Origin of the sequence: Paenibacillus xylaniclasticus, assembly GCF_004001065.1 — a bacterium.
Taxonomy (GTDB): Bacteria; Bacillota; Bacilli; order Paenibacillales; family Paenibacillaceae; genus Paenibacillus_T; species Paenibacillus_T xylaniclasticus.
Genome location: NZ_BIML01000020.1, coordinates 1 through 18,251, shown reverse-complemented (window position 1 = coordinate 18,251; position 18,251 = coordinate 1). Strand labels below are relative to the sequence as shown.

20 protein-coding genes are annotated in these 18,251 nt (G+C 51.9%); 13 read left to right on the top strand and 7 right to left on the bottom strand.

The genetic code is table 11. The annotated features are described in order from the left end of the window. Positions 1-2 precede the first annotated feature (2 nt). Positions 3-239, bottom strand: coding sequence for a DUF1128 domain-containing protein (locus tag PXY01_RS16565; RefSeq protein ID WP_127571289.1), 237 nt, complete (start codon positions 237-239; stop codon positions 3-5). 235 nt (positions 240-474) lie between these two features. Between PXY01_RS16565 and yyaC the strand changes: the two genes are divergently transcribed. The 7 genes from yyaC to PXY01_RS16530 all read left to right on the top strand — a co-directional run bounded on the left by yyaC (position 475) and on the right by PXY01_RS16530 (position 7,744). Continuing rightward, positions 475-963, top strand: coding sequence for a spore protease YyaC (gene yyaC / locus PXY01_RS16560; RefSeq protein WP_246027979.1), 489 nt, complete (start codon positions 475-477; stop codon positions 961-963). 48 nt (positions 964-1,011) lie between these two features. Beyond that, positions 1,012-1,845, top strand: coding sequence for an alpha/beta fold hydrolase (locus tag PXY01_RS16555; RefSeq protein ID WP_127571285.1), 834 nt, complete (start codon positions 1,012-1,014; stop codon positions 1,843-1,845). Positions 1,846-1,862: 17 nt separating this feature from the next. Then, entirely contained in the window at positions 1,863-2,576 is a 714-nt protein-coding gene (locus tag PXY01_RS16550) for a DUF6483 family protein (RefSeq protein WP_127571283.1), read from the top strand. A 10-nt stretch (positions 2,577-2,586) separates the two neighbouring features. After that, complete coding sequence (locus PXY01_RS16545) at positions 2,587-3,783, top strand: class I SAM-dependent methyltransferase (RefSeq protein ID WP_164744466.1); 1,197 nt, start codon at positions 2,587-2,589, stop codon at positions 3,781-3,783. Next, entirely contained in the window at positions 3,780-5,549 is a 1,770-nt protein-coding gene (locus tag PXY01_RS16540) for a histidine kinase N-terminal 7TM domain-containing diguanylate cyclase (protein WP_127571281.1), read from the top strand. Before PXY01_RS16545 ends, PXY01_RS16540 begins: the two co-directional genes overlap by 4 nt. Positions 5,550-5,655: 106 nt before the next feature. Beyond that, on the top strand, positions 5,656-6,738 hold the full coding sequence (locus PXY01_RS16535) for an HD-GYP domain-containing protein (RefSeq protein WP_127571280.1): 1,083 nt from the start codon (positions 5,656-5,658) through the stop codon (positions 6,736-6,738). A gap of 187 nt (positions 6,739-6,925) precedes the next feature. Then, positions 6,926-7,744: a PilZ domain-containing protein gene (locus tag PXY01_RS16530; protein ID WP_127571278.1), complete on the top strand. Its 819-nt coding sequence runs from the start codon at positions 6,926-6,928 to the stop codon at positions 7,742-7,744. A gap of 109 nt (positions 7,745-7,853) precedes the next feature. Here PXY01_RS16530 and PXY01_RS16525 read toward each other — a convergent pair whose 3' ends face one another. Further along, positions 7,854-9,113 (bottom strand): ABC transporter permease, encoded by a 1,260-nt coding sequence (locus tag PXY01_RS16525; protein WP_127571276.1) that lies wholly within the window; start codon positions 9,111-9,113, stop codon positions 7,854-7,856. After that, a complete protein-coding gene (locus tag PXY01_RS16520; RefSeq protein ID WP_127571274.1) occupies positions 9,110-9,844 on the bottom strand; it encodes an ABC transporter ATP-binding protein in 735 nt (244 codons plus the stop codon). The genes PXY01_RS16525 and PXY01_RS16520 overlap by 4 nt, the downstream gene beginning before the upstream one ends. 210 nt (positions 9,845-10,054) lie before the next feature. On the opposite strand from PXY01_RS16520, the gene PXY01_RS16515 reads away from it, so the two are divergent. Continuing rightward, positions 10,055-11,593, top strand: coding sequence for an O-antigen ligase family protein (locus PXY01_RS16515; RefSeq protein WP_127571272.1), 1,539 nt, complete (start codon positions 10,055-10,057; stop codon positions 11,591-11,593). A 3-nt stretch (positions 11,594-11,596) separates the two neighbouring features. Here PXY01_RS16515 and PXY01_RS16510 read toward each other — a convergent pair whose 3' ends face one another. Both PXY01_RS16510 and PXY01_RS16505 read right to left on the bottom strand, forming a co-directional pair. Further along, entirely contained in the window at positions 11,597-11,908 is a 312-nt protein-coding gene (locus PXY01_RS16510) for a dehydrogenase (protein ID WP_127571270.1), read from the bottom strand. A gap of 72 nt (positions 11,909-11,980) precedes the next feature. Beyond that, positions 11,981-12,427 carry a cupredoxin domain-containing protein gene (locus PXY01_RS16505; RefSeq protein ID WP_127571268.1) on the bottom strand — a complete coding sequence of 149 codons (447 nt, stop codon included), beginning with the start codon at positions 12,425-12,427 and terminating at the stop codon, positions 11,981-11,983. Between the two features lie 159 nt (positions 12,428-12,586). Between PXY01_RS16505 and uptA the strand changes: the two genes are divergently transcribed. The 4 genes from uptA (at position 12,587) to PXY01_RS16485 (ending at position 16,917) form a co-directional block, all read left to right on the top strand. Beyond that, entirely contained in the window at positions 12,587-13,195 is a 609-nt protein-coding gene (uptA, locus tag PXY01_RS16500; RefSeq protein WP_127571266.1) for an undecaprenyl phosphate transporter UptA, read from the top strand. Positions 13,196-13,332: 137 nt separating this feature from the next. Then, on the top strand, positions 13,333-13,920 hold the full coding sequence (locus PXY01_RS16495; protein ID WP_174721844.1) for a thioredoxin family protein: 588 nt from the start codon (positions 13,333-13,335) through the stop codon (positions 13,918-13,920). Positions 13,921-13,924: 4 nt separating this feature from the next. Next, positions 13,925-14,566 (top strand): MBL fold metallo-hydrolase, encoded by a 642-nt coding sequence (locus PXY01_RS16490; RefSeq protein ID WP_127571264.1) that lies wholly within the window; start codon positions 13,925-13,927, stop codon positions 14,564-14,566. Positions 14,567-14,655: 89 nt separating this feature from the next. After that, positions 14,656-16,917 (top strand): Tex family protein, encoded by a 2,262-nt coding sequence (locus PXY01_RS16485; RefSeq protein ID WP_373864302.1) that lies wholly within the window; start codon positions 14,656-14,658, stop codon positions 16,915-16,917. Between the two features lie 88 nt (positions 16,918-17,005). Here the strand turns inward: PXY01_RS16485 and cmpA are convergent, their stop codons facing one another. Next, a complete protein-coding gene (gene cmpA, locus PXY01_RS16480; RefSeq protein WP_127571260.1) occupies positions 17,006-17,152 on the bottom strand; it encodes a cortex morphogenetic protein CmpA in 147 nt (48 codons plus the stop codon). A 101-nt stretch (positions 17,153-17,253) separates the two neighbouring features. Further along, complete coding sequence (locus tag PXY01_RS16475; RefSeq protein WP_127571258.1) at positions 17,254-17,607, bottom strand: hydrolase/acyltransferase; 354 nt, start codon at positions 17,605-17,607, stop codon at positions 17,254-17,256. Between the two features lie 134 nt (positions 17,608-17,741). Between PXY01_RS16475 and PXY01_RS16470 the strand changes: the two genes are divergently transcribed. Then, positions 17,742-18,206, top strand: a complete 465-nt coding sequence (locus PXY01_RS16470) for a SprT family protein (RefSeq protein ID WP_127571419.1) — start codon at positions 17,742-17,744, stop codon at positions 18,204-18,206. Positions 18,207-18,251 lie beyond the last annotated feature (45 nt).

The following is an 18,251-nucleotide window of genomic DNA, read 5'->3' as shown; positions in this document are numbered from 1 at the left end:
TATTAGTTTTCGGGGCTAGTCGTTTTCAGCTTGCCTAATTCGGAAACGAGTGCTTCTACTTCCGAGATACTAAAGCCAGGCTTGGAAATGACGACGTCATACAAATCCTTAATATCCTCATATCTTTCCAAATCAAAGTGTGAAGCTTGCATAGCGGCAGCCGTTGCCATACGTAGCTTGGATTTGATCGTGTCGATCATATACGCCAAATTATCTGCCGTTGGCTCATTTAAGTTCATTCCAATCCCCTTCCATCATGCCATTTCAGTTATTGTACCACGCCTTCGCATCGACCGCCATTCATGCTCCGTTCCTGGTGTCAATGAGTCTTTGGATGAGGGCTGCTCGTTCATTGCTGATCGGTCTGAAATCAAGTATCATGAATGAGGATAAAAGTAGGAACGGGAAGCGGCGATTATGGGAATACGTAAAAGAGACAGACATAAGCGGAAGGCTCCGCCACGCAGGTCTACAATGACGGTAGAAGCTAAGGATATCGGCGCTTTTCTTGCGCCGGTCGCCGCCCGTATACGTCAAGGTGAAGCTTGTGCATTCGTATGCATTGGCAGCGACTGCTCGACCGGTGATGCATTCGGTCCGTTAGTCGGGTCAGCGCTTCGGGCACGAGGCTGGAGCTTGGTGTACGGAACGTTGGATCATCCGCTTGACGCCGTACGGCTTGCGGCTGAAGGAGTAGCTGTTCCGGATGATGCTGTAGTCGTGACGATCGATGCATGTCTTGGCAAAGCGGATTCGGTCGGCAAGTTCGCAGTGGCCGAAGGCCCGCTGCAGCCCGGAGAAGGCGTAGGACTTCAGCTTCCATCTATCGGTGATTATTCAATCGCAGCCGTCGTCAATCAGCTGGGTCCTAAGCCGTATCGCACCTTGCAGTCGACCTCACTTCATTTCGTCATGAGAATGGCTCAAGAAGCGGCTGATGCAATCGATTATGCGCTTCGATAGTTTTCGGATAAACCGATTTTTCTATAGTATATTTTAGGAGGAATACCAATGAACGACTTGTCGCTGGCGGATCGTACAGCACATCGCAATAACGGCAATAAAACTCTGACCATTGCATATGGAGATACACTTCCTGCCGGTGGAGCAGAGCAGAACGTCGTGCTGCTGCATGGCTATTGCGGGAGCTCGGCTTATTGGGAGCAGCTGCTGCCGCTTATTAGCAAGCCCGGCAGACGGATCATAACTCCGGATGCAAGAGGACACGGACGTTCATCGTCGCCAGATGAGGGCGTATATACGATGGATGAGATGGCTGATGACGTCATTGCACTGATGGATGAGCTTGGAATTGAACGATTCATTGTCCTTGGGCATTCAATGGGAGGCTATGTCTCGCTGTCCTTAGCGGAGCGGTATGCAGCCCGTCTGCTCGGTTTTGGACTCGTTCATTCAACGGCTTATCCTGACAGTGATGCGGCTCGTGCCAACCGTGATCGCGCAGTAGCGAAAATTGCTGAGGAAGGGATCGGCAAGTTCGTTGAGGGGCTTGTTCCGAATCTGTTCGCCCCTGATGCCGATGCTAAGCTTTTGGAGCACTCGATCCAGATCGGGCGGCAGACGAATGCTGCTGGCGCACAAGCTTCAGCGCTCGGAATGAAGGAACGTCCTGATCGGTTGAACGTAATAGAATCATCTAGTCTTCCTGTGCTGTTGTTGTCGGGTAAGAAGGATGGCGTTATTCCTTCGGAGAGAACGTTCACTTCGAGTCGCAATGGAGTCTCTCAGGTGCTGCTTGAGCAGGCTGGACATATGGGGATGATGGAAGCGCCGCAGTCGATGGCAGATGCGGTGAATCGATATTTAGACGCGATAACGGGTTAGGGGAGGAGGAGATTCCGGTGCTTCAGCGGGATTATATGATGCGTCTCATCGCAAGTATGACGGATGCGTTAGGTACGATGATGGGGCTGCGCAAGCAGCAGAAGCATGAGGAGGCGCTGGCACTATCAGGAGATCTGCTCGAAAAGCTGCTCCGCATGAAGCCGGAGCTTGCCCGCAAGCTGTCTGCTGAAGATTTGATTTCTATGCTTGGACAGCGTGGAACCGCTGATCCAGATGATTTGTACGCGCTCGGCAGGCTGATGTCGGCAGAGGCGGATACATTAGAGGAAATGGGCCGTGAATCGGAGTCGTTATCGCTACGGGGCAAAGCGCTCCACATGCTGCTTGCGGCTGAGGTGGAGGAGTATGCGCACGCAAAGACGCTTGCTGAAGGATTGCTTGCATCAGGCGGGGCAGAACGGATTATTGGGCAGCGCATCCAAAAGGAACGGCCTGATGAAGCGGTTCAGCTGATGGACAAGCTGGGTAATATTAGGCTCCCGCGCAGCACCGGGCTGCTTGTTGCGGCCGCCTACGAGAGACGCGGACAGTTCGATAAAGCGGAAAATCGCTGGTATGCTATGCTGAGCGACGGCGATGCACGTATTAGCGAGGTTTCTTCTTTCTATGAGCGGCTGCAAGCGATGACCAATGAGCAATTAGAAGCGGGAGGACTCCCGAGAGAAGAAGTTCTGCTGGGCATTGCAGAGCTTGAGCGAATGAAGGAGTGACCGATTAGGTATGGAACAGTGGCGTCCAGATATAGTGCGCTGGGGGAACGAAGGGATGGTGCTGCAGGCGACGTTCAGTCAGCTGCGGCGTAAAGACACGGACGCTCCGGCGCGCACATCGATACGGCCTGTCCAATTGAAGGACGGCCTATACATGCAGTTCGAATATCATTATGCGAATAAAGCGGTACATGAGAATGTGCCGGTGGCGCAGTCAGGCGAGAAAATGGCGGATTGGTTGGAAACCCATTACCGGCAAGCGCTTGTGAAGACGGCGGAGGCGGATTATCAGATTTTGTTTAGTAAGAAGGGGAAACCAGCTGTGCTGCGGAAGCCTGCCACGATGCAAGCAGCGGATGCAGTGGAGCATAACCGGCGCAAGAAGCGTGTCATAGCTGAAGGGGCGCCTGCCCCATTCCTCGTTGAGCTGGGCATCATGACGCCTGAAGGCAAAGTGAAGGAAAGCCGTATGGATAAATACCGGCAAATTAACCGTTTTCTCGAGATGGTAACAGATGTACTGCCGCATCTTCCGAACGACCGGCCAATTACAGTGATCGATTTCGGCTGCGGCAAGTCGTATCTGACATTCGCGCTGTATCATTTGCTAGTTGTGGAGAAAGGTTATCGGCTGTCGGTTGTGGGACTAGATTTGAAGAAGGACGTTATCGAATTCTGCCAATCGCTCGCCGATAAGCTCGGTTATGATGGTTTGAAGTTTCGGGTCGGAGATATCGCGCAGTATGACGAGAAGGCGGCCTGCGACATGGTCGTTACGCTACATGCTTGCGATACCGCGACAGACGCGGCGCTCGCGAAGGCGGTCAACTGGGGCGCAAAGGTGATTCTGTCCGTGCCGTGCTGCCAGCATGAGCTATTTCGCCAGATCGACAATGATAATTTGAAGCCACTGCTTGGTCACGGGCTGTTAAAGGAAAGATTTGCTGCGCTTGCGACGGATGCGGCTCGCGGCTCATTGCTTGAGGCTGTGGGCTACAAAGTTCAAATGCTGGAATTTATCGACCCTGAGCATACGCCGAAAAATTTGCTTATTCGAGCTGTGGCTTCGTCGTCCTCGGCTGCGGTCAGACAACGGAAGTGGGATGAATATGTACGGTATCGCGACATGCTGTCCATTCGGCCTTATTTAGAACAGGCGCTGCAAGAGCGCCTTCCGACGTCTGTGCATACAGGTGATATCATTTGATTGGCATATGGATTGAATTCAGTTATTATATCGTGCTGCTGGCGCTGTTCATTCTCGTTTTTATGCGAGGATCATTTACGACGCAGCATCGAATATATTTGCTGTTCCATCTGTTCATGCTCAATTGGCCTCTAGGCCAAACGGTGCTGTACATGGCGGAAGAGCCTGAATTTCGACAATACATATCGCAAATCATGTATGTCAGTTTAGCTGTGCTCGGATTCGGCTGGTATATTTTCGCTGTTTTCTTGACGGGACGTTCGTATATATTGACCCGGAGAAGAATAGCCCTATCTATTACGCCCTCTATTATCACGGTTTTGCTTGTACTGTGGAATCCGTCTGGCTTGTTCGTCGTTCAGCCGGGAACGAGGTTGACGAATTCCATATATGGTCCGTTGTTCTGGGTGCTTATTATGGTGCTGTCAGGCTATATAATAGCATCCATTATGATGATGAATCGGACGCTGCGCAGCGCCTCAAGCTCCGAGCAGCTTCGCAAGCAGGTGCAGATGTCGCTGCGCGGATTAATTCTACTATTATTGTTCGGACTTGCCGATATATTGGTTAACGTTGTGTTGGAAGTTGAGGGGTATGTCGTACCGGGTCTACTGTCGCTTGGGATGACGATCAGCGGCGTCTATTTTGTCTTTGCTATTCGTCGCAACCGGGTATTTGACCTTGTCCAATTCGCGCAGCGTGATGTCATTAACTCGATGACGACAGGTATTGTTGTCATGAATGAAGAAGGGATTATCGCTGATGTGAACAAGGCGATGAAGTCGATCATCGGCTTTCGCGTAGGCGATAAATTTGATGTTCGTACGATGCTTGAGACGATGCGCGCCACGGCCGATCAAGCTGAGCTATTCATGGAGTGGCATGAAGCGAATTCACCCGAACGTCTGGAGATTGAAGTGCTTGTACCGTCTTATTCATTCGAGTCATCCGCGAAGAGGCACGTTGTTATTGTATCTGCACCGATTGAACGTACGAAGCAGCGGCCAGCCGGCCGCATTGTTACCGTTCAGGATGTAACCGATTACCGGCTGTTAATGGAAGAGACGCGCAGGCAGAACAAGACGCTCCAGAAGCAGAACCAAGAACTGTTGACGATGCAGAAGGAACTGTCGGATGCTAACCAAAAGCTGGAACAAATGGCGGTAACGGACAGCTTGACAGGCTGCTATAACCGGCGTTATCTGCTCGGTAAGCTAGAGAGTGAGCTGCCGAGACTCGCTGCAGCTCGAATGCCCTTCGCTATTTTGTTGTTTGATATCGATTTGTTTAAATCTGTCAACGATACCTATGGTCATTTAGCAGGGGATGCTGTTCTCGTGAACACGGCTAATACGATTCGAGGTGAATTAAGGCCTATCGACATACTTGCGAGATACGGGGGTGAGGAATTTACAGTTTATTTGCCTGACGTGGACCTAAGGATGGCATCGGAGATGGCTGAACGGATTCGCATGGCGATAGAGCATAGTGTAGTGAGCTGGAGCAGCAGCCGAGACAATAAAGGCATTTGGGCTGGACAAGCAATGAGCGAAATCGCGGCAGCAGGTGATGGTGTGTCTAAGCTGTCAGTCACGATCAGCATGGGGGTTGTCGTGGAAGAGACGCTGCATCCAGATGCTGCTTTTGAGCCGGCATTATACTTGCGCCAATTATTTGCTTCGGCAGACGCTGCATTATATGAAGCGAAAAACTCCGGAAGAAATCTTGTTGTGTGTCGAAGATTGGAAGCCACTATCGACTCATAAAAATGTTTCCAATTGATAATTCGACAGCATAGTCAGTAATCCTAACATCTGGTACAATACGAATGCGCACTATAAATTGCGGTATACACAAAGGCGGGAAATTAGTATGAAAAAGGTAAACATTCATCAGATCAAGCCTGGTGATAAGCTCGCCAAGCCCGTTTTGCAAGAAAATGGAAATGTATTACTAGGCGTCGGCGTTGAACTGAATGAACGGTTTATCGAGCGGCTGCGTAAGCTTGGCGTAGATATGCTGTTTATTGAAGATCCTTATACTGAAGATCTTGAGCCGCCTGAAGTGATTCGAGATGCAACGAGACAGAAAGCAATCGATGCGATATACAAGACGGTTGCCAACCTTAAGGATCAGAATTATATGAAGGGGAAAACGGTTGCACCAGAGATGGGGCGCACCCTGCGGCAGGTGTTCGGGGAAATATTGAACGATGTTATGCTGCGTGACGATGTTATGGTCAATCTGACCAACATTCATGTTACGGATGCTTATTTATATCAACATGCGGTGAATGTTGCGATACTATCCGGCGTTATTGGCATAGCCAAGGGCTACAACCGGCAGCAGCTGGAGGAGCTTGGCATTGGCGCGCTTCTGTTCGATATTGGAATGTGCAATGTGCCGCCACAGCTGCTTAATAAGCAAGAGCCGCTGACTGAAGCGGAGAAAGCACTTGTAGAGCGTCACACGACGGACGGGTTTGATATTTTGCGCAAACAGCATGATATTTCTCTGTTATCTGCGCATGTTGCTTTACAGCACCATGAACGGTTTGACGGTTCAGGATATCCTAGAGGCTTGAAGCAGGATGAAATTCATATGTATGCCCAGATCGTCGGAATTGCTGATACTTATGATGCGTTAACTTCCCCTCGGCCTCATCGTAAAAGGTATACACCATCCGAGGCGATTGAGTTTCTGTTCGCGTCAGGTAATACGTTCTTTGATTTCGAATTGATAAAGTTATTCTGCCGGCATATTTCGGTTTATCCTATCTCGACGACAGTCGTGCTTAATACCGGTCAGATTGGCGTCGTGTCGGCTAACAATTCGATCGCTGTCCATCGTCCGACCGTCCGGATCATTGAGGAAGCGGACGGAAGCAGGCCACCGGCTCCGTATGAGATCGATCTTAAGGATGAGGTTAACATTTTAATTGTAAGAGAATTATAGGAACTATATATGGGTTGAGGAATAATTACGTATCGTTAATCTATTGAGAATAATGAAGAGTTAATCTTTGGTTGCTTGGCAGCTTGGCTGCCGAATTCGCTCCCTTGCACGCAGCTTTGGAGCGGCTTCTAATTTGATAGCGGCTTTTTTGCTGTACAAGTCATAGGGATAGGGAGGATCCGGTCGGATGTCGATTAAAGGCGGGAATGAAGTACTCCGTAGAGAGAGAGAATTAATTTCGCCTAAGGCGCTAGTTCATAGTAGAACGGTTGTAGAGAAGCAGGGTTACGTGACGACCGGAATATCGACTTATGTAGAAGGGGAACTGCTTGGTATCGATTTGGATGAATACAAGCGGTTCGAGCTCGGCGATTCGGTGCAGTTGACATTCTATTCTCCAGTCGGCATCCATCAGTTACAGTCAACCATTATTGGTAAGGATGAAGGCTCCATTGCCGTTATTTTTCCGCCTAAAGCGTTTCAATTCACAGAGAAGCGGGAAAGCCCGCGTGTACAGGTTGAAGCGGAGGGTCGAATTCGGTTGGGGATGACGGATCTTACTTCGCTCGAACAGATGAAGCTGCAGTGGTCGCAGGAATTGTCGGTCGATGACCTTGATGAGACATTGCTCACCCGATTGGAGCAGCTAGCCGATACCGAGGCTGATGCTGAGGAAGACGAAGAGGAACAAGGAGTCGTTCCCATTGTGGTTCGCAACATTAGTACGTCGGGCATTGGCTTTACAATTGAGAAGTCATCCTATGCACCGCTCGATAAAGGCGATGCTGTAGCGGCAGAGCTCCGGATTGATGGGCAGCTGCCTTTGCTCGTCAAGCTTGTTATCGTACGTTCGGAAGTACGGTCGGATGGGCGGTACTACGGTGCGCGGATCGAGGAGATTCGTGAGGAGAAGCAGCGGACATTGCGTGCATATATTCTACGAGAACAGGTAAATATGTACTATCGGAACCGGACCAAGAAAGCTGGTACATCCGAAGATTCATAAGAAGACATAATACATAGAACGCTGCTGATGTTGTAACCGTTCATTCGAAGCAAATGAAAAGCTGCGCTGCAAGTCTTGGGAATAAGACTTACAGCGCAGCTTTATTAGTTTATAGGTCGCGTCTTAGTGCACGGAGAACGTCGATACCGGTTGCACGCGCCGCTGGACGCAAGCCGGACAAAATGGCGACGCCAGCGCTTATCACTACGCTTAGAACGGTCAGCGTCCAAGGGATGTAGGAAAAGACAAAGCCGTCCGGCAGGCTTGAATCAAGGGATGCATGTACGATTGGCGGTACGATTGCATTAACGAGCATGCTGAGGACGTATGCGGCCGCGGTTCCAATGACCGCCCCAACGATGCCGATACCGAAGCTTTCGAGCAGGAAGACGCTTCGAATCGTTCGCGGATGCGCGCCAATCGCTTTCATAATACCAATATCGGGAGCACGCTCTGTGACGGCCATCGTCATGGTGTTATAAATTCCGATCGAGGCGATGATGACGGCAATAGTTCCGACGAAAATTAAGCCGATTTTCATAATGAGAAATACGATGTCAATTTCCTTCAGTTCATCAGCTACCGAATAAATGAGAAAGCCTTCAGCACGCAGCGCTTTCGCTACGCTGTTCACTTTGTTAGCGCTCTTTACGAATACGGTCACCGCGGCTGGATCTTGATCGGCCAAGAAGCCGCTCGACTCGAACAAGGCTTGATCCACTAAATAAGAATAATCCTGCGTAATTTCTTTAGTCGGCTTCGCTCGTATTCCGACAATTGTAATCTGCCGTACCTCGGTACGCTCCTGCACGTTATCGCCGCTTTCAGGCGGGAAGACAGTGAAGGCTGTCGTTAATGTTGTGCCGATCAATGTACCGTTATAGGCTTGCCCGTCTTCGTTGATCAAGCTCTGAGCAAAATGGTACCCGACGACGGCCTCATCTGCTGCTTGCGGCAGTCTTCCCTCGGATAAAGGCAGCTCCGATTTAATCTCTTCCGCCATATTCGAAACCGCAATCATACCTTCCGATGTATAACCGCCCTCAAGCTCCCATTTCCCTTGAGCTGCGTAAGCGGCAGTAACAGCTTTAATGTGCTTCGATTGATGGAGCGCTTCAATGTCAGAAGCTGCGACGGGCCGGGGGTTGCTTCTGTCGGCATTAACTGCGCGCGCGTTAATCTCGATTTGCGTCACTGTACGCCCGTGAAGCATATCGTCCACAATACTTTTCTGCAATCCGAAAGCGACAGATGCGATCATAATTAGAAACGTACAGCCCATAGAAGTCGCGAGTACGGTTAGGGCAATACGAGATTTGTTCTTGCCCATGTTCTGGCGCACGAAGCGGAAACGGTCTTTCATTCTCATCGTGAGGACACCTCCTGCTGCGAGGAGATGCCACTAACATGGCGTGATGAGGTAATTTCGGCTAAGCGGCCGTCCTCAATCCGAATAATTCGATGCCCGATAGAAGCGACGTGTTCATCGTGTGTAATAATGAGGAATGTAATTTTTTCTTCCGTGTTAAGCTGTTGAAGCGTATCTAGAAAGTGCCGCTCATTATCGGAATCTAGACTGCCAGTCGGTTCATCAGCCATTACGATGCGCGGCTTGAGAGCGAGCGCACGGGCGATGCCGACACGCTGCTGCTGTCCGCCGGAAAGCTCTCCCGGGTAGTGCTCTGCATATTCCGCTATGCCGAATCGCTCAAGAAGCTGCAGTGTCCGTTTGCGGCGTTCGGATTCGCTGGCACCGTCTAGAACAAGCGGCAGTTCAATATTTTCGTAGGCGGTCATGCTTGGAATGAGTTGAAAGCTTTGAAAAATAACGCCGATTCTCGTCCGACGGAAATCGGCCCAATCACCCTCCCTGAAGCCTGTTGTATCTTGGCCGTCTATGACGACACGGCCCTCGGAAGGTCGGATAAATCCGCATGCTGCATGCAGAAGTGTCGATTTTCCCGAGCCGCTGCGACCGACGAGTGTGACAATTTCTGCTTCCCTTACGTGCAGATTAATATTATGAAGCACCGGTACGCTTCGGTCCTTGCTCTTGGTGCCCAGCTGATATTGATGGCTGAGTCTTTCTAGTTGGATCATTGAATACCCTCCAGTTCTACTTATGTAGAAAGTAATATTATTTAACTGGCTGCGGTTGATTAACCATTCATCTAGAACCATGGAACGAATAAGCTGGAAGAAAAGTTTTACAAGATGTCCTGGCGGACATAATGTATAGCAGAAGACAATGCTGAACGGGAGTAAGGAGGGGGAGCTGATGCCTGGGAGGGGACTGGACACCGGCGCAGCATGATGCGGGATTGGACGATTGAGAGAACGGGCTTTGCTTCAGCGGCTGTGCAAGGGGCGATTGTTGTCATGACGGGCGCTGCAACGGCGGAGGCCGGTCTGTATGCGGATGGCGCTGCCGCTATTGCGGCGCTGGTTGTGACGTTAGGTGCGGTGGCTATGGCTGTTCAAGCGGGACGAATAGAGTGTTATCCGGCACCAGCAGTAGAGCCGCTATTCGATATGTATAAGGCAATAATTGTATCCTGCTTTGGTGTGGCGATTATCGGCATGGCTATGCTGTTACTTGGCTGGGTGGGATCGGAGCAGGCGGCAGCCGCGTCGGCAGGCGCCTGTGTACGTTGGCTTGGCGTCGCCGCATTGGCTTATCTGATGCTCGGCCGTCGCCGTAACAATAAAGAAGACATTACCAGCACATTAATTCTTATAATAACGGCCCTGCTGATCGGACCTGCTTCAACAGCGGCTTGGCTTGGATGGCTTCCATCGGCTAATGGATTCATTCTGATGACAGAGGATACTCGAATTTCAGCGGTAGGAGCGAGGCTGTCGGGCTTGCTGCAATATCCGAACGCTCAAGGCGCGTGGGCGGCTGTGCTGCTGCTTTGGGCGCTTGCGAGGCTGACGGAGTCTTACCCGGCAAGGAAATGTAATTCTGATGCCCGCAGCGATAGGGGGGATAGACGCAATAGAAACGTCAGCTGCGTACAACTTTTGGTGGTGTCACTGCTGACTGTGCCGCTGCTGCATGCGCTGCTGCTGTCCGAATCGCGCGGGGCTTGGCTTGTCTATGCGGCCGGCATTGCAATTGGAGCGCTACTGCTGCGCGGTCGGCGGCTCGCGCTTTGGCTGTCGAGCGCCGGCTGGACGTGCGCCTGCGCAGCGCTCGCATACACGTTCGCCGGTATACAGCCGGCGGCGCAGGCTGCGGCAGCGCTGCCGGCCGGGGTGCGAATCGCAGCGCTGCTGCTGTGCTGTGCTGCCGGAGCCGCGGGGCTTGCGGCGCTTCACCGCCGACTGCTGAGGCGCGCCGAGTGCCGCGCACGCACGCATGCCGCCGCCTTAGCGCTGCTTGCGCTTGGCGCTGCGGCGATTACTTCGCTGCTGCCGCCGACGTTGCTGACGCGGGGCGGCCATTACGAGACAGCTATATCGCGTGTATCGATGTACAGCGAGGCGATCCGCCTATGGCGGCAATCGCCGTTGTTAGGCCATGGCGGGGACGCCTGGCAGCGTCTTGCCGGTGAGCAGCTTGGTGTGCACGAGGTACACAGCGGCTACTTGGATGTTCTGCTCGACTTTGGGTTAGTCGGGCTTGTTTTTATAATCGCAATCGCTATATGTATGATTATCATCGTCATGCGGAACGAGGGGAGGAAAATTGTGGCCGCCCCAATAGCCGCACTGCTGCTGCATGCGGCTATTGATTTCGATATGAGCTATGGCAGCTGGTGGCTGCTGCTGCTGGCGCTTGGTGCGTACGGATCGAACTATTCATATACGCGTACGCGTGAACCGAGTAAGCCTCATCCGATATGAGCATCATCCTCCGAAAGCTTGGCGGAACGCTGCACACAGCGCGGTACGGTCGACTTCCCATAGATTGGCAATCTCAGCACTTACGTTCTCGTCCCACCAATCGGCCAGCACTTTGCGGTTGCTTTGATGCTCGACAATCCAAGGAAGATGCATTGCGACCTTCTTGAAATATATTTGCTCCGCTTCCTCCCGCTTATCGGCAGGAATCCATGTGCCCAGTCTTTTGATCGTCCGGTATAGCTCATTGCTGCACGCTCGTTTAATTTTTCTTGCGGTCGGATAAGGGGTCGTATGCTTCTCATTCGCAGGCTTCACAGGGCAGCCGCCTCCTCTCTAAGGCTATCGTATGCGCCGGCTTGAAGAGCGGCTACTTTTCATATGAGGATGTTAGTGGACGAAAATATAACCGACCATTGGACCGCCGCTTCGCATATCGGCATGAGTTAAGCAGCGAATTGCGTACGTACCCGCTTCCTTCGGCGTGAACCGGACGATCGTCGTTTTGCCTTTGAGCACCTCGCCTTTAATGCCGAGTCCCTCGATCTCGAACGGATGGCGGTCGCCGCTGATTCCGGTAATTTGAAGCTCAACAGGCTTCCCTTTCGTTACATAGATAGAGCCAGGGCTCCACTGGTACGCTTCCAGCATTGCGCCTGCGCGGTCTGTCGTTTCGAACTCGCCGGTCACAATCTGGAACACTTGTGGCTCCGTAACCGCTGCGGAAGCGGGCTTATCGCTGTTCAGACGCCATACGGCGGCCGTGAGCAGCAGCAAGACGAGAAAGGCAGCGGCTAGCAGGAAAGACCTTTTGGGTACGACGATAAATTTGGCCATTGGAACTTAACCTCCGTTTCAACGTATCCATTCTTGGCTAGTCTATGCTTGGGCTTGTCAGAACATGCCGGGTTCTAGCAACCCGGAAGCGGTATATGCTAGAATACGAAGCAGAGACATGCCTGTGGAGAGGCAGAAGGAGAGGCGAAAGGAGAGATCATGCACATACTGTCGGATGTGGTGTCGACAATGCTGGAATGGATGAAGGATTTAGGCTATTTCGGCATTTTGTTCGGAATGATGGTTGAAGTCATACCTAGTGAGGTCGTGCTTTCGTACGCTGGCTACTTAGTGTCAGCCAATGAAATCTCGTTCGTTGGTGCGGTCATATTTGGAACCGTCGGCGCTGTGTTGCAGAACTGGATTTTATACGCGATTGGGCGCTTTGGAGGCCGTCCCTTCCTTGAGAAATATGGCAAGTTCCTGAAGCTGAAGAAGAAGCATATCGATATTGCCGAAGGCTGGTTTAATAAATATGGTGCAGGCATCGTGTTCACGGCACGATTCGTACCGGTCATGCGGCAAGTGATCTCAGTTCCAGCCGGGATGGCGCGTATGTCATTCGGACTGTTCACGCTGCTGACGGCGCTTGCCTCGCTGCCTTGGTCTCTATTGTTCGTGTATCTAGGCTGGAAGCTTGGCGACCAGTGGGAGACTATTGATGAAGAAGCGGGCAAATATGTTCAAGAGGCAATTCTTATTGCACTTGGCCTGCTTGTTGTGTATGTCGTATACAAAATTGTACGTTCACGCCGCAAATCGGCCTAAATGTACCATAAGCGGACAGCTTCTATGGCAATCTTCTGCCGGACGTTGTCTGCTTTTTTTTTGTTCGGTACTGATTTTGCCTATATCTGCCGTCTTCTGATACAATGGGTAGGAGAATGACGACTATTTATCTCGGAATGAAAGCGAGGTTTGCTATTGTGGGTAAGAATGTAGCAGCAAAGCTGAACAAAGGGATTTCGCCGCAGCAATTCATGGACGGCATGAATAAGAACAAAGAAGAGTTTCGTTCATGGTATGACCAATTCGAATGGCCGAGTGAAGACGATCGTGAGTTCTTCGAATCGTTGAACAATCGTGACGACATCCGTTGTCTTATTCTAGCGGCAGAGTGGTGCGGTGACGTTGTGCGCAACGTGCCGGTTGTGTTCCAAGCTCTGTCGATCAGCGGTATTCCAACGGAAGTGCTCGTGATCGAAGAGCATCTCGATACGATGGACGAGTTTCTGACGATGGGTGGTCGCGCGATTCCGATCGTTATTTTTGCGGATACGGGCGGTCATGTGCTCGGTCAATGGGGACCTCGTCCGAAGCATGTACAAGAGGCGATGATCGCCTTCAAGCTGGCGAATCCGGATCGCGAGGCAGCAGATTATCAGGAGAAGCTGGCGGCTACGCGCCAGGAGATGGGACGCCGCTACGGCGAGGGCACGGCTTATCAAGCCGTCATCGTCAGCGAATTACGCGACCTGCTCTCCTCATTCTAAGACGATGAGCAAGCTGAATATTGAGTCGTTCCAGCTCGGACCGCTTCAGACGAACTGTTACCTGCTGACCGATGACAGTGGGCAACGCGGTATTATTATCGATCCGGGGATGAATCCGAAGCGATTGCTAGAACGCATACAGAACATTCATATTGAAGCGATTATTCTAACTCATGCGCATTTCGATCATATGGGCGGCGTAGACGAGGTCCGGAAGGCGAAGGGGTGCCCGGTCTACATTCACGACTTGGAGGCGGACTGGCTTACGAACGCCCAACTCAACGGCTCCAGCCGTTGGTCGGATGTAACGCCTCCGCTGACGACTGATCCGGCCGAATATGCGCTTGACGAAGGTCAGACCTTGGAGCTGATTGGCCATCGTTTCTCGGTCATGCATACACCAGGCCATTCGCCAGGCAGCGTCAGTCTACTGTGCGGCAATGATCTGTTCAGCGGGGACGTATTATTCCGCTCGTCGATCGGCCGGACCGACTTGCCAGGCGGCAGAGAACGAGATTTGTACGATTCGATCCATCTGAAGCTGTTCAAGCTGGCAGATGATGTCGTCGTCTATTCGGGCCACGGACCGAAGACAACGATCGGTTTCGAGAAGGCCAACAATCCTTTCGTCGGGTTGCAGCGTTAGCATGTACGGACAGATCCGGCGGGACGCCCGGGCGTCGAATGACGACCGGGCATTCTTATGTGAGTATAGCTATTTTTAATGGGAAGGTGTTGGCAGACTTGGCAGTTAACAATCAAAGCGAGACGGCGGACGTTAACGAAACGAAGCAGACGGCAGCTGCAGAGAATGAACGGATAGTCAAGGAAGTCGCAGCCGAGCTGTCGATCCCGCTCACGAAGGTCAAGGCGGCGGTATCGTTGCTCGATGAGGGCAACACGATTCCGTTCATCGCCCGTTACCGCAAGGAGATGACAGGGGAGCTCGACGAGAATGCGCTGCGCGATATCGAGGAGAAGCTTCAATACAGACGCAATCTGGAGGAGCGCAAGCGTGAAGTCATTCGGCTTATTGAGGAGCAGGGTAAGCTGACCGAAGAGCTGCGCAAGAGCATTGAAGCAGCGGGTAAGCTTCAGGAAGTCGAAGATTTGTACCGTCCCTATCGGCAAAAGCGTAAAACGAGAGCAAGCGTTGCCAAGGAGCGTGGTCTTGAACCGCTTGCGGATTGGATTTGGTCGCAGCCGAAGCAGGGAGAGCCGCTTGTTGAAGCTGCTCGTTATATCAATACAGACAAAGGCGTAGAGACAGCGGAAGCCGCATTGCAGGGCGCGATGGACATCATTGCTGAGAATATCGCGGACGATGCAGCGGTGCGCGCGTGGGTGCGCAAGCATACGCAGGAGCATGGCGTGCTGAAGACAGAGGCGAAGGATAGAGAGGCGGAGACCGTATATGAGATGTATTATTCCTATCAAGAGCCGGTTAAGCGTCTTCCGCCTCACCGTGTGCTTGCCATCAACCGCGGAGAACGGGAGGAAGTGCTCCGAGTTACGCTCGATGTCGAGGCTGAGCGGGTACACGATTGGATCGGCCGCCGAATCATTCGCAAGTTTACGGCGCCGTCCATTCAAGCGGTTCTCGAATCAACGATTGAAGATGCATACAAAAGGCTGATCGCGCCGTCAATCGAACGCGAGGTTCGCGGCGAGATGACGGAGAAGGCAGAAGAGCACGCGATTTCGATCTTTTCTGTTAACTTGCGTAATTTGCTGTTGTCTCCGCCGGTTCGCGGACAAATCGTGCTCGGCGTCGATCCAGCTTACCGTACGGGCTGTAAGCTTGCTGTCGTAGATGATACTGGGAAGCTGCTGGAGGTCGCCGTAACGTATCCGACACCGCCTAACAATAAAGTGGCAGAAGCAGAGCGGATCGTAAGCGGATTAATCGATAAGTACAGCGTCAATTTGATCGTCATCGGCAACGGCACGGCTTCCCGCGAGACGGAACAGTTTATTGCTGATTTGATCAGTAAGAGACGTCAGTCTGGCGCAGCAGGCGCGGATCAATTGAAATATGTGATTGTCAGCGAAGCGGGCGCTTCCGTCTATTCCGCTTCCAAGCTGGCAGCCGAGGAGTTTCCGACACTCGATGTATCGGAGCGCAGCGCCGTATCGATCGCCCGCCGTCTGCAGGACCCGCTCGCTGAGCTTGTGAAGATCGAGCCGAAGGCGATCGGCGTCGGCCAATACCAGCACGATGTCAGTCAGAAACGTTTGGAGGAAAGCCTTGGCGGCGTCGTCGAATCGGCGGTGAACCATGTCGGCGTCGACGTGAATACGGCATCCCCAGCGCTCCTGTCATATGTGGCGGGCATTAATGCGACGATTGCGCGCAACATTGTGAAATATCGCGAAGAGAATGGTAAGTTCCGCGAGCGCAAGCAGCTTCAGAAGGTGCCGCGCCTCGGGGCGAAGTCATACGAGCAGTGCATCGGCTTCCTTCGCATCCCGGAAGGCAGCAACCCACTCGACCGGACGCCGATTCATCCGGAATCGTACGGCGTCGTGGACAAGCTGTTCCATGAGCTTGGATTGAACCTAGCGGATGTCGGCTCGGAACAGGTGCGCGCCAAGCTGAGCGAGGTTGACCCGGTGCAGCTTGCGCCGTCGCTTGGCGTTGGTGTGCCTACGTTACGGGATATTATCGAGAGCCTGCAGCGTCCCGGACGAGATCCGCGCGAGGAGCTTCCGCCGCCTGTATTCCGCACGGATGTGCTGAAGATCGAAGATTTGAAGCCGGGTATGGAGCTTCAGGGCACGGTGCGCAACGTAATTGACTTTGGTGCATTCGTTGACATTGGCATTAAGAACGACGGTCTCGTGCATATCTCGCGGCTCTCCAAGAAGTTCGTCAAGCATCCGACGGACGTTGTCTCCGTAGGTGATGCGGTTACAGTATGGGTGCTTGAGGCAGATGTGAAGAAAGGCCGCGTCAGCTTGACGATGGTGAAGCCGGACATAGAATCCAACGAATAAAAATATATGGAAAAAGCCGCTCCCGACAATAGTCGTTGGGAACGGCTTTTTAGTTAAAATCACGATAACAGGATGCATATTTACACGCTTAGTTGATCGTGACGGTATCCTCATTCTGCTCGCTTGGACGCTGCTTCGCGCGATAGAAAAACCAGCAATCGTTCAGCAGACGGATTTGCCGGACATCCTTCTTCTGGTAGGCGCGCATCAATTGGTTGCACAGCCACTGCGGCATATGCGTCGTCCTCCTCCCGGACCGTACTGTATGAATAGCATATGGGCACTTATGGGAGGATGTGCAGGTCCTAGCTTTGGATCGTTCAATTGAATGAAGCTCTATTGTTCGTACTCTTCCTCATACCATTGCTCGAGCTGCGCTTGGAGAGCTCGGATCTCTGTCAGCAGTGAGATAAGCGGGTATGATTTCTCTTGAATGGAGGCGAAGTCCCGTTCAAGCTCGTTAATGTAGTCGAGGCCTGATAGGATTCGCACGGAAGTATCATGAAGCTCGACGTTATCGCATTCCGCAATCGCGTATGGAAGTGCAGGAACATTGTCGGCGGTCAATTTGTCGATCTCTTTATGCAGTCGCAAATTGAGTGCGCTTAGCTGATAAGCGTGCGATTGCGGCATCTCGACGAATAAGTTCTGGTTATTCTGTAACATTAGAACATAGCGCATCGTTGGCATAACTGAATCGTTCTCCCCTCATTAACGAAACACACGGCCATCCATGACTAGCCGTGACATTGCTCTTTGTAAGTTCTACTTGAAGTGTATCGTACTGCACCTTTACAATTCAAGTAGGCGAAAGGAGATAAATGATGAATGACGAGACGCTGCAAGCATGGGTTGAACGGGTGTCGATGGCAAGCTTCGGACTGCCGTTTAAGCATCGGGCGACGTTTAACAGCCGATTGAAGGCGACGGGTGGACGCTATTTTACAACCACGCACAATATAGAAATTAGCCCTCACCAGCTGGCCGCATTCGGGGAAGAAGAGACGGAAAAGATCATCAAGCATGAGCTGTGCCACTATCACTTGCACATTATGAAGCGCGGATACCGGCACAGGGACGAGGATTTTCGCAGACTGCTTAAACAGGTCGGTGCTGCACGGTTCTGCAAGACGCTGCCAGAGCGCGAGGCGAGAAAGCCAAGACCTTTCAAATATAAGCTTGTTTGCCGCTCGTGCGGCATGGAATATTTGCGGAGACGCAAGCTCGATCCGGCTCGATATGCCTGCGGAAAATGCGCCGGAAAATTATTATTAAAGATACTTGACTAGTAGCACATAGGCATGATAAATTATTAATTGTCACTGTACGATATT

Excerpts from the sequence above, each read along its gene's own strand:
- PXY01_RS16535 (WP_127571280.1), top strand. The coding sequence starts at position 5,656 with ATGAAAAAGGTAAACATTCATCAGATCAAGCCTGGTGATAAGCTCGCC.
- uptA (WP_127571266.1), top strand. The coding sequence starts at position 12,587 with ATGCACATACTGTCGGATGTGGTGTCGACAATGCTGGAATGGATGAAG.
- PXY01_RS16520 (WP_127571274.1), bottom strand. The coding sequence starts at position 9,844 with ATGATCCAACTAGAAAGACTCAGCCATCAATATCAGCTGGGCACCAAG.
- PXY01_RS16555 (WP_127571285.1), top strand. The coding sequence starts at position 1,012 with ATGAACGACTTGTCGCTGGCGGATCGTACAGCACATCGCAATAACGGC.
- yyaC (WP_246027979.1), top strand. The coding sequence starts at position 475 with ATGACGGTAGAAGCTAAGGATATCGGCGCTTTTCTTGCGCCGGTCGCC.
- PXY01_RS16490 (WP_127571264.1), top strand. The coding sequence starts at position 13,925 with ATGAGCAAGCTGAATATTGAGTCGTTCCAGCTCGGACCGCTTCAGACG.
- PXY01_RS16565 (WP_127571289.1), bottom strand. The coding sequence starts at position 239 with ATGAACTTAAATGAGCCAACGGCAGATAATTTGGCGTATATGATCGAC.
- PXY01_RS16495 (WP_174721844.1), top strand. The coding sequence starts at position 13,333 with ATGAAAGCGAGGTTTGCTATTGTGGGTAAGAATGTAGCAGCAAAGCTG.
- cmpA (WP_127571260.1), bottom strand. The coding sequence starts at position 17,152 with ATGCCGCAGTGGCTGTGCAACCAATTGATGCGCGCCTACCAGAAGAAG.
- PXY01_RS16505 (WP_127571268.1), bottom strand. The coding sequence starts at position 12,427 with ATGGCCAAATTTATCGTCGTACCCAAAAGGTCTTTCCTGCTAGCCGCT.
- PXY01_RS16545 (WP_164744466.1), top strand. The coding sequence starts at position 2,587 with ATGGAACAGTGGCGTCCAGATATAGTGCGCTGGGGGAACGAAGGGATG.
- PXY01_RS16525 (WP_127571276.1), bottom strand. The coding sequence starts at position 9,113 with ATGAGAATGAAAGACCGTTTCCGCTTCGTGCGCCAGAACATGGGCAAG.
- PXY01_RS16475 (WP_127571258.1), bottom strand. The coding sequence starts at position 17,607 with ATGCCAACGATGCGCTATGTTCTAATGTTACAGAATAACCAGAACTTA.
- PXY01_RS16470 (WP_127571419.1), top strand. The coding sequence starts at position 17,742 with ATGAATGACGAGACGCTGCAAGCATGGGTTGAACGGGTGTCGATGGCA.
- PXY01_RS16515 (WP_127571272.1), top strand. The coding sequence starts at position 10,055 with ATGATGCGGGATTGGACGATTGAGAGAACGGGCTTTGCTTCAGCGGCT.
- PXY01_RS16530 (WP_127571278.1), top strand. The coding sequence starts at position 6,926 with ATGTCGATTAAAGGCGGGAATGAAGTACTCCGTAGAGAGAGAGAATTA.